An 11,022-nucleotide genomic window follows, 5' to 3' on the forward strand; every position below is an offset into this window, starting at 1 on the left:
AAATGCTGAACTTATCCGATTCTGATCACAACTCAAAAGTCACGTTAGATGAACAAAAATATTCGCTGGCACCACGCCACAGTCACTCGCCAGGACCGGGAAAAACTTAACGGCCACCGCAGCTTTATTTTATGGTTTACCGGACTTTCCGGCGCGGGGAAATCCACCCTCGCTCACCGGGTGGAAGAACTTTTGTTCTTGCGCGGTTGCCGCACCTTTGTATTCGATGGTGACAATGTCCGTCATGGGTTATGTTCGGATCTCGGGTTTGGCCCAGAAGACCGGCATGAAAATATCCGCCGCATTGGGGAGATGAGTAAACTGTTCATTGACGCAGGCGTCATCGCCTTGACAGCATTTATCTCTCCATTCCGCAGCGACCGGGACATGGTGCGTTCTTTGGTGGAGGAAGGGGACTTTATAGAAATCTTTTGCGATACTCCCCTCGAGGTGTGCGAGCAGCGGGACGTGAAAGGGCTTTACCAAAAAGCCCGGCGGGGAGAAATCAAGGATTTCACCGGCATCTCCTCTCCCTATGAAGCGCCAGAGAACCCTGAAATTATAGTCAAAACTGGCACCGACCCCTTAGATGAATGTGCCCGCCAAATCCTGGATTATCTGGAAAAAAACAAAAAAATTACCTTAGTCCCCGAATCCGAACAACGTTGGGAGCGAATTCGTGAAAGTTAAAAAAGCTGTATTTCCCGTCGCCGGTTTAGGCACCAGATTTCTACCTGCCACTAAAGCCAACCCCAAGGAAATGCTTCCAGTGGTGGACAAACCCCTGATTCAATATGCCGTGGAAGAAGCCGCCGCCGCTGGCATCGAGCTGATGGTGTTTGTCACTGGCCGGAACAAACGCTCCATTGCCGATCACTTCGACAAAGCTTACGAATTGGAACACGAACTGGAAGAACGGGGAAAAACAGAAAAACTGGAAATGATTCGGGCGATTCCACCCAGAGGCGTCAATTGTGTTTATATCCGCCAGGCAGAAGCCCTGGGGCTGGGGCATGCGGTACTATGCGCCAAACCCGTGGTGGGCAATGAACCTTTTGCCGTCCTTTTGGCGGATGATCTGATCGAGAACAAGGACAACCCTTGCCTGAAACAAATGGTGGAAATTTATAACTTCCATGGCCGCTCCGTACTGGGCGTGGAAGAAGTCCCCAGGAACGCCACGGAAAGTTATGGCATTGTAGCCACGCCGGAAATGGAAAACCGAGTGGCTTCCATCGAAGGCATTGTCGAAAAACCTAAACCCGAAGATGCGCCTTCCAATTTGGGTGTCGTTGGCCGCTATATCCTCACTCCAAAAATCTTCGAATTATTGGAAACCGTGGGCAAGGGCGCTGGCGGAGAAATCCAACTCACCGACGCCATTGCCAAATTGCTGCATCACGAAATGGTTTACGCTTACCGCTTCCAAGGCAAACGTTATGACTGCGGTTCTAAATTGGGATATCTGGAAGCTACCATAGATCATGCCTTGCGCCACCCAGAAGTTGCACAAGAGTTCCGAGCCTATCTTAAATCCCTTAACCTAGATTGAGCCTCAAAAGATAGCTCCTTCCCACAAGTGGGTTCCTAAATTAGCAATCCTTTTGTCTTAGAAAACTTTCATTTTTCTCGAAGGCTGAAAAGTCAAGGGAAAATTTACATTCCTAATTTTTAAAACTACAATTGAAAATCTTCCTTCTTTGAGCTACTTACATGGCATGTTGGCAAATGTATCTGATTTCTTTAATTATTACATTCTCATGCTTTAAGGAAGGGAAAGGAGAAATTAAATGAATAAAAAAATTTTCTTACTAGGCTTGTTGTTTATTTTTTCAACCCTAGCTAAGGCAGGACCGACTATCGGCGTCTTCCTCGATAGCACAATCGTTTCCAGCGAAAGCGAGACTTTTCCATCATTCTGGGTGTCAGGTCAAGGTGGCAGTCAACCCGTTGTGGCTGATGTTCATGTTGCCTTGGTCTCTCCAAGTGGAAAAATATATGAATTTCCAAACTGGAACACGAAACTTAAACCGTGGTTGCCCCACTTTACGATACGTTCGGGATTGAAGGTTAATCCCATCCGGCTTTCGGATCTGGGCAAACTGCCATTCCAATTAACCCCAGGCGCTTGGCGGTTAGCCGGTGCTCTGACCAAACCCGGCACCTTGGAGTTTATCTCCTTGGATATTCAATCATTTTTCGTGTCGCCACCTGCTTCCAGCGACGGCAAAAATTTACGCATAGGATCGATATCAGCGTCGGCCATTAAATCAGCGAGTGGTGGTACTTTGGGTATTCCGGTTAATGTTTCAACAAACAAATCGGTCAGCGGCAGTTTTCTAGAAATTTGCATCAACCCGGATTTAAAAAAAGTCAGTTCCGAAGAGTTGAGCGATCTAGCCCGAGATCAAAAAATCGACGAATGCAGAATCATCAAAGTAGATTCCAATATTCCTTCCGTAGAACCTACGCCTCCCGCCTGTGAGACTTCTTTTCTTGATGCCGGTCCGCAATTAACCTTTGCCTCAAGTAAAGCAGGTAGCGTACCGGTGCCGCAGGATGCCAACTCTGCCTCGCTCGGATTGTTGACCTACCGCACTGACCTGCCAGAATCTTTTTTCCAATCCGAAGCAACCTACACATTGTCTGGGCCGGGAGGTCCAGATGTCGGACCATTCAAAACCAGATTGCGCATTGCGCCTTTATCCGTCACCTCCCCGAACTTGCTGTCTGGAACAGCCACGCTCAACCCTAACGCCCCGTTGGAAGTGAGATGGAATGGCCAGGGAGGACAAGGCGACGTGATGGTTATGCTTACCGCGGTTAGCATCAACGTGGATCCAAACTCCCCCGGGGATTCATCCAGTACCACCAGAATCCTTCGCTGCCGGTTTGCCGATGATGGTAACGGGACAGTGCCCGGCAATCTTATCAGTGAGTTTTCTCAGGGCCTTGGGGGTGGGTTTTTAACGCCCACGATTACCATGAGTGTCGATCGTCAGCGTACGGCTTTTTTCAGCACCGGTGATAATAGTTTGGATTATGGCATTTTTACCCTAAGCACTGGGGAAAGCGGTCCCTTGCAGCTCCAGTAATTTTGCTTAGCGCGGCAATTCTCCTTCGAAAAGGATTGCCGCTTCACCGTTTTCGCCATGAGTTTGTGCGATATTTCTCACAAAAATGATTTTCACTCCTTAAAATTTTCCACGCATTGACTATATTTAGCTTGGTTCCGGAGATTAATAGTCCTGGAAAACAAATAAATTAACTTTCAGATAGGAGCATCTTGAATGAAAACATCTCGATTCATTCGCACTGGCGTCTTTGCCGCTACCTTCTTTGCATTCTCGCTAAGCGTGGTTTCGTTGCCGGCCCAAGCGAAAGGGGAAGATAAATTTAAGCCCGGCCGTCAAAGGGGGTTGATTGTTGCCACCAAACATGTTGTTAACCTTAAAAAATGTATTAATGATCAGTTATCCATTAAAGTCAAAATTCCCCGTAAATTGAAGGCCTTCTGGCAAGGCAATGCCGATGCTCATATAGTGGTGGCTTTCCCTAGCAACAACGACAGCGGGCAGACCAGCTACTCCTCATGGAACCTGCGAGAGTTATTGGCTGATAAACTCCAGGCCGAAGACGGCGATAAACGCGAACATCCGTTATTCCGCCTGCCCTGTTCAACCCTGGCATCGATTCCAGCTGGCCCTTACCAACTTGCCTTGGTCATGACGATTCCTGGCGGCGATCCAGAGAACATCAATGATTGGTTTCATGGTTTCCAGGGGCTGGTAGCCACCTCGCGCATCAAGATAAGCGAAGGGGAAGACGAATCGGATAAAGATGGTGATGGCGAAGTGGATGGCGATCTCAATCACGATGGGGAGATCGATGACCACGAAACTGATTCGAGCGATGAATCCAATAAAGATTCTGACAGCGATAATCAAGATGAGATGGATGATCCTTCAACAGATGGCACGCAATCTGATGATAAATCAATGGATGATTCGAATAATCCAAGCATGAACGGATAACAATAAGCCTTTGAAAACGAAATTAACTTGCCTTTACAGAACCCAGTTGCTCCGGTCTTCCCGCCATGGCTGTTAGTGGTCTGGACGATAGCCGTCAAACACTGTCGTAGAGTTCACGGCAGGAAGACCGGAACACTGTCGAATCTTTAGGGGCATGAAAATTAAAAAACGCGGAATCAGGGGAGCATTGATTCCGCGTTTTTTCTATTGTCCTATCATAATTTGCCAACTCCAATGGTGGGCATGGCCTATCTGATTTTTTTTTTTAAACATCTCTCAGTTTTTCCTTCAAGAGGATAAGCAATTTTTCTTGCAGAAAACGCGCCCACCAAGGCTGGGGGAAATTCCAGCCAATAAATGCGCCTACCAAGATCCAAAACAAGGTTCCCATCGAGACACTCCTCATACGAACAAAGCACCAAGCAGTGTCATTATACACTCATGGTTCTTGATGCCAGATTGGCTAAAATAAGTAAATAAATTATTTCACACTTGCTGGTGAAACTCCCTACAAGGTGAGACATGCTTAATCAATTTTCTGCTTATAAGCCTTGTTCATTAGCATTGGCGGCTATTTTCAGCGGTCAAATACAGGCAATGAATTCGAATCAAGATACTCTGGCGGGAGAGTGCGCAGAATCGATGCCCGTCTATCGTGTGAATGCCAATGAACTCCATTTACCCCTGGTTCGCGCTGGTTCGTCACTCTATACCGCTCATCTAAAACGGATACCAAGCAAGTCACCGATGACATTGGCGCTAGTCTCGGCCAGGAAATGTCAAAAAACGGCAACCGTCCAAGCCGCGTTGCCGAGTTACGATCTTCAAACAGGCAATGTTTTATTGCCTTCAGTCGAGGTCCGGTTTCCTAACAGCCGGCAACAATACTACCTTGCTCGCTTACAGAGGGTTCATCGCCATCCTATGACATTTAAGTTGACGCTAGCCGAACCCGCGGCCGGAGAACGTTATACAGTGGAAAATACAGTCTTCGTCAACACCCTGATTGGCTACGGCGAAATCAGGGAGCAGTCCAGCTTTCCAAGCTATATACGTTCAAAATTTGCTGGGGGAGATATCCTTTGGGGCACTGATCTGGGCCTGCCAGTTACCCTCCCCGATACCAGTACCGAAGGACGGGAATTGACCCTTTATTTGTTCGGTGACACCGATCAGCTCGATCTGGCATATCTGAATAAGACCGGGCAGGTACGCAAATTCCCGCCTAACCCCGAACTCGATTACGGTGAATTCTTCTATGGTCCCAAAGGACCGTTCGAAGGCGATGCCATCGGTCTCTCTGCCGATGACGATCCCACCGACGGCGTGCAACTATTTCATGTTTATCGCAATGAGGAAAAAAGCCTGCCAAGGGTTTGTGAACAGGCCGACCCTCTCGGATTCCGCCCTGTCTATCTCGATGGTATCCACGCCGGAGAAAAAGAAATAGAGAAAGGCTTACTCAAGGAAATGGAGGAGCAAAAAATACCCGAGGACAAATTGCCGAAGATATTGCGTCAGCTCCCCGCTCCCGCCTGTGTGCAAAAGTACCCGAACACAACGCCTACCGGTGCGTGGACGATAGATGACAAAATCTTTATGGTAGCGGGTATCCAAAACATGGAAGATCTACTTAATGCTCGTTCCTATATTGCCGTGAGTCATGATAATGGCTTGAATTGGACCGTAATAAACAACGGCAAACCCTTCTCTCAAGGCGGCCCCTTGGCTAAATTCATCCATGCCTTTGGGCTTGAAGTCGATGCCCGTGACTATCAAGACCCGGTCCGTTCCGGTCCCTGCAAGCTACCATTGCCGGAAACAGACGACACGCGGGGTATGCTTCTGTTCGGCACCGGCCTGTGGAAAGCCAGTGACGTCTATCTGGCATTTGTCTCACGGGCGGATCTGCTGAAAGCCGCCAACAACGACAAGTACCACATCAGCCCTCGGTATTTCGCCGGCACGGACTATGTTTCCCGGGGAAAGCGCTGCTGGAGCACGTCAGAAGCCGATGCCAAGGCCATTATCGTGGCTGGCGATCTCAGCAACTATACCCGCTTCGAAAACGCCTGCGGCACTTCCCTCACTTCGGCTGGCGTGGGCTACCCTAAACCTATTCATGTCAAACAAACGCTGGCCGACGGGAAACGAATAGACCGTCTGGTCATGCTGTTGTCCCCTGCCTATAAAGGCATCACCGAGGACGGTCAACCGCTGGATGCCGATCTGGGCACGGTACTTGTGACCGGCGACCCATGGCGCCCCTGGATCTGGAATGTGGCCGTGACGCCCGGGCGTCACAACGGCAATCTCCCGTCCGAGCACCATTTCCGCCCACTGCCGGTGCCACCGGACCCCGATAGTGGTATGTTGCCGACAACCCCTCACTGCCGAAAAGCTGGCATCCCCTGGCGCACCGTCAGTGGTTACGCGCCGCTGCTGATTGACCGCTACACCCGGGTAAGTGACGATGGCCAGGGCGTGGATTTGTACTTTCTCATCTCGCGCTCAAATGTACCCGGCGAGCCGAACGACAATGGTCCGGAAACCGTGGACGCTTATCATTATATAGTGGACGTCATGCGTACCACGCTTAGGCCTCTGCCGTAACCTGAACTCTGTTGGGAAAAAGTGGCATTTAACGAGAACGGGTAGCTAATGAAGCGCGGCGTAACAGGGGCCGCAGCTCTTCTTCCAGGACTTCGTAGCTAAAGTAATGCTTGGCGGTTTGGTAATTGTGTTCCAAAATCTTCGGCAGGTCAGGGCTGGTCAACATAGTCTCCACTTGAGCCACGGTATCACGGGTAACAAAATCATCAAAGGCGGCCACATTGAAACCGCATGGTTCAATATCTGTACGAAATACAGCGTAACGTTTGCAAAAGATTGGTTTCTGATAGTAGATCGCCTCAAGAAAAGCATTACCAAAACCTTCATATTCTGAAGGATAAGCCACCAAGTCAGCTTCCCGGTAGAAATCTTCCAGCGTGAAGAAGCGGGTCCCATCGGATCCCGTGCCACGTTCATCGCGCAACCAATGATCGGCAAAAATAAGATTCACCCCCATGGTCCCTGAGAATAACCGAAGGAAATTGGCATAGGCCATCCCTTCATCACCACTGGCGTGGCTAATCACCAAGCGAGCATTTCCCAATCTTCGCACCAACTCGATGGAATGCTCAATGCCTTTGCGCTCTACCACTCTGGTAGGCTGCAAAACTAACAGCTCATCGTTAACCATACCAAGCTGCTGCCGTAAACTCTTGGCATAATCATCCGCCGGTAATGGTGGATGGCTAAAATCCATGACATTGGGAACGATGCGGCAATAAAGACCGGTGCGACGGCTGAACTCTTCAGCTGCCATCTGATTGATGACCACATGTTGGATTTTGGATAGCGAAGGCGGAAAAGCATAGCGCAACAGGTCATCGACAGAACTATCCAAATAACGCTCGCGTTCCCAGTAAAAATCGTGATGGTGAGCTATGCAACCCAAACCTAGTTCTTCTAAGGTCCAGACAAGAGCAATGCCCAAGGGGATGTTCATGGGAATGGTCAAGGCATTCTCGGCAATCACCACATCCACTTCAAAACGCTCCAGAACCTGTTTGAGTGGATCACGGATTTCCTTGGCAAGGCGAAAAATCTGACTGGTCAGATTCACCCCACGCTTCCCGGCACCACCGAAAGCCTGGCGGGTAATTTCAACAATTTCCGGATGATTAAAATGCGCTGCAGGAATTGTTGCACTGCACTCACGAGGCCGGTCACATTCTCCTGCGATATAAAAACATTCAGCACCCAAACGTCCGAGTACCGCAGCCCACTTCTCGACCTCCAGGGAAACTCCATCCTTGCCAGCAATACGAGTGGAGATAAAAGCCACCCGCAAACCCTGGTGCTCAGAATTTACAATTGACGAAGCTATAGCCAAGGTCAATCCCCAGAACAAAAGTGCTCTCAGTATGGCCCTTCTGTAGCCAGCAAATCAAGGGTTGTAGAAACATGCCAAATAAGTTATTAACAGCTAAGAATAACCAAGAGAAGCCTCATGACCTTGCAGGAACTATTCGAAGAATATGCTGCGTTGAAGCAGTATCGCCCGGGAGAAATCATCTTCAAAGCTGGAGAGGCGGGTATTGAAATGTATTTGATTCAATCCGGTGAAGTAGAAATACACAACGGTAAAAATCTGATCAGGACCCTAAAACCCGGAGATCTTTTCGGTGAAATGGCCCTGATCGGCAATGAGCCCCGAAGCGCCACCGCCATAGCAAAAACCCACTGCAATCTGATACCGGTGGACGAAAACCGTTTCCTGTTTCTAGTCCGGCAAAACCCCTACTTTTCCCTCTATGTGATGGAGATTCTAGCTACTAGGCTTCGCAGCCACGTCTAAATATTCCTGCGCCAAAATCCGAATTTGCTCAGGAACATGTTTACCATTGTATCTGCATACAATATAACGTCAGGACATTGATTTTGCCCCGGCAGATTCGACTATCACCGCCGAGCGCATCGATCCCCAGATGCTGGCCACCGTGTTGCAACGCTTACGGCAGCGCGGCGATGTCCGCCACTGGCAGCAGATCGACTTCATCGGCCACCTGGACCAAGCGATCAGCCACATCCACGACCGCACGGACAGGGACTTCCGGACCACATCACGGATTCCCTAACCGCCGCCGCCACATGGTTTAGCCCCCAGGGTGGTGAGCAGAACATCAGCGATGCCCGCCGCCCCGCTGTGGTGAATCCCATATTCACCGGCGCTGCAACCGCAGGGAATTGAGCACCACCGACACCGAACTGAGCGCCATCGCGCTTGATGCGATCATGGGATTGAGCTTGCCCAGGGCCGCCACTGGAATCGCCACGGTGTTGTAACCGAAGGCCCAGGCCAGGTTCTGGCGGATGACCCTCAGGGTGAAGGCGGAGATGTCGATGGCGTCGGCGACCTTGTCGATGTCGCCCTGGACCAGGGTGATGTCGGCCGCATGGATGGCGATATCGGTGCCACCGCCGACGGCGAAGCTGACGTCGGCGGCCGCCAGGGCCGGGGCGTCGTTGATGCCGTCGCCGATCATGCCCACCTTCTCGCCTTCGGTCTGCAGCTGGCGGATGATCCTGAGCTTGTCCTCGGGTTTGGCGTGGGCTACCACCTCGTCGATGCCCACCTGGCGGGCGACGAAACGGGCGGCGGCTTCCACGTCGCCGGTCACCATCAGGGTGCGGATGCCCATTCGGTGCAAGCGTTCGATGGCGGCGCGGGCGTTGGGCCGGGGTTGGTCGGCGATGCCGATGAGCGCCGCCGGCCGACCGTCTACGGCGACGAACACCGGGGTCTTGCCCTCGCCGGCGAGGCGCTCCACGGTGCATTCCAGTCCCTCCAGCGACACCTCGTGGCGCGCCAGCCAGGCCTGGTTGCCGATCAGCAGGCGGTGGCCGTCCACCCGTGCGGCGACCCCCTCTCCCGGTTGCATGGTGAAATCCTGAACCGGCGCCGGATCGATGGCCTGATCCCGGACATACTCGACGATGGCGCGGGCAAGAAAATGTTCCGACTGGGCTTCGGCCCCGCCGATCCAGGCCAGCAGGGTGCGGTCGTTGACCCGATCGCTCAGGTTGAGGAAATCCACCACTTCCGGCCTGCCTTCGGTTAGGGTGCCGGTCTTGTCGAAGACGATGGCGGTCAGGTGGGCGGCCAGTTCCAGGCTCTCACCGTTCTTGATGTAGATGCCGCGCCGGGCCGCCTGGCCGGTGCCAACCATGATCGCCGCCGGGGTGGCCAGCCCTAGGGCGCAGGGGCAGGCGATCAGCAGCACCGAGATGGCGTTGCCGAGGGCGGTGGTGAAACGCGCCCCGGCCGCCAGCCAGCCGCCGAAGGTCAGGGCGGAGATGCCCATCACCGTGGGCACGAACACCGCGGAGATCCTGTCCACGGTCTTCTGGATCGGCAGCTTACTGGCCTGGGCCTGATCCACCAGCTGGACGATGCCGGCCAGCACCGTGTCCGGCCCCACCGCGGTCGCCTTCATCCTGAAGGCGCCGGGGCCGTTGATGCAGCCGCCGATGACCTTATCGCCCGGGTTTTTCACCACCGGCATCGACTCGCCGGTGAGCATGGACTCGTCCACCGTGGTGGCGCCTTCGATCACCTCGCCGTCGGTGGGGATGCGCTCGCCGGGACGGACCAGGAGAACGTCGCCCACCTGGACCTGATCGATGGGGACGATCTCTTCCCTGCCGTCCCTGATCCGGGTGGCGGTTTCCGGCTGCAGGTCCAGAAGCTTGAAGATGGCCTCGTGGGCCTGGCCCTTGGCCTTCTCCTCCAGCCAGCGGCCCAGAAGGACGAAGGTGATGATGCCGGCGGCGGCCTCGAAGTACAGCTCGCGGTGACGCCCCAGCAGCAGGGCCGGAACGCTGTAGCCGTAGGCGGCGCCGGTGCCCAGAGCCACCAGGGTGTCCATGTTGGCACGGCGCTGCCTGGCCAGGGCGATGGCCTTGTCGAAGAAGGGCCGGCCGCTGCCGAAGACCACCGGGGTGGTGAGGAAAAACTGAATCCAATGCCAGATCCGCGCTTTGGGCATGGCCATGGCGATGAGGATCGCCGGGGCGCTCAGCAGCGCGGACCGGACGAAACGGCGCCTGGCCTCCTCGATGCGGCGGCGCTCGCGTTCCATCAGCAGCTTGCGCTGGCTCAGGGTGTCGAGGGGATGGGCGCGGTAACCGAGCTTTGCGATCAGGCGGTAGATGTCTTCCTTCGATAACGCCCCGCAGACGGTGGCGGTTTCGCTGGCGAAGTTGATCTGAACCTCGCGGATGCGCGGGTCGCGTTTCAACAGCATTTCGATCAGCAGGGCGCAGGAAGCGCAGGTCATGCCCTCGACGGCGAACTGGGTTTCCACCACCGGGGCGTTGGGATCGACCGGCTTTTTCTCGATGATCTGCGGCCTGGCGCTGGCCAGATTTTCCAGAATCG

The 11,022-nt window shown here is 53.0% G+C and carries 8 protein-coding genes; 6 read left to right on the forward strand and 2 right to left on the reverse strand.

What is annotated here, in order from left to right; all coding sequences use genetic code 11:
- Nucleotides 1–48 precede the first annotated feature (48 nt).
- From AXA67_11105 to AXA67_11125, 5 genes are all read left to right on the forward strand, one after another.
- The gene (locus AXA67_11105) at nucleotides 49–690 is read left to right on the forward strand and encodes an adenylyl-sulfate kinase (GenBank protein ID KXJ40393.1); all 642 of its coding nucleotides are present in this window, start codon (nucleotides 49–51) and stop codon (nucleotides 688–690) included.
- Nucleotides 680–1,552, forward strand: a complete 873-nt coding sequence (locus AXA67_11110) for a UTP--glucose-1-phosphate uridylyltransferase (protein ID KXJ40394.1) — start codon at nucleotides 680–682, stop codon at nucleotides 1,550–1,552. Before AXA67_11105 ends, AXA67_11110 begins: the two co-directional genes overlap by 11 nt.
- A 238-nt stretch (nucleotides 1,553–1,790) precedes the next feature.
- On the forward strand, nucleotides 1,791–3,095 hold the full coding sequence (locus AXA67_11115) for a hypothetical protein (GenBank protein KXJ40395.1): 1,305 nt from the start codon (nucleotides 1,791–1,793) through the stop codon (nucleotides 3,093–3,095).
- 195 nt (nucleotides 3,096–3,290) lie between these two features.
- Complete coding sequence (locus AXA67_11120; protein KXJ40396.1) at nucleotides 3,291–4,034, forward strand: hypothetical protein; 744 nt, start codon at nucleotides 3,291–3,293, stop codon at nucleotides 4,032–4,034.
- A gap of 747 nt (nucleotides 4,035–4,781) precedes the next feature.
- Nucleotides 4,782–6,647: a hypothetical protein gene (locus AXA67_11125; protein KXJ40397.1), complete on the forward strand. Its 1,866-nt coding sequence runs from the start codon at nucleotides 4,782–4,784 to the stop codon at nucleotides 6,645–6,647.
- A 28-nt stretch (nucleotides 6,648–6,675) separates the two neighbouring features.
- Here the strand turns inward: AXA67_11125 and AXA67_11130 are convergent, their stop codons facing one another.
- Nucleotides 6,676–7,956, reverse strand: coding sequence for a hypothetical protein (locus tag AXA67_11130; GenBank protein KXJ40409.1), 1,281 nt, complete (start codon nucleotides 7,954–7,956; stop codon nucleotides 6,676–6,678).
- 135 nt (nucleotides 7,957–8,091) lie between these two features.
- Between AXA67_11130 and AXA67_11135 the strand changes: the two genes are divergently transcribed.
- On the forward strand, nucleotides 8,092–8,439 hold the full coding sequence (locus AXA67_11135) for a hypothetical protein (protein ID KXJ40398.1): 348 nt from the start codon (nucleotides 8,092–8,094) through the stop codon (nucleotides 8,437–8,439).
- Between the two features lie 364 nt (nucleotides 8,440–8,803).
- Here AXA67_11135 and AXA67_11140 read toward each other — a convergent pair.
- On the reverse strand, nucleotides 8,804–11,022 hold a 2,219-nt coding region (locus tag AXA67_11140; protein ID KXJ40399.1), incomplete at its 5' end, for an ATPase P.

The organism is Methylothermaceae bacteria B42 (genome assembly GCA_001566965.1).
Lineage (GTDB): Bacteria > Pseudomonadota > Gammaproteobacteria > Methylococcales > Methylothermaceae > Methylohalobius.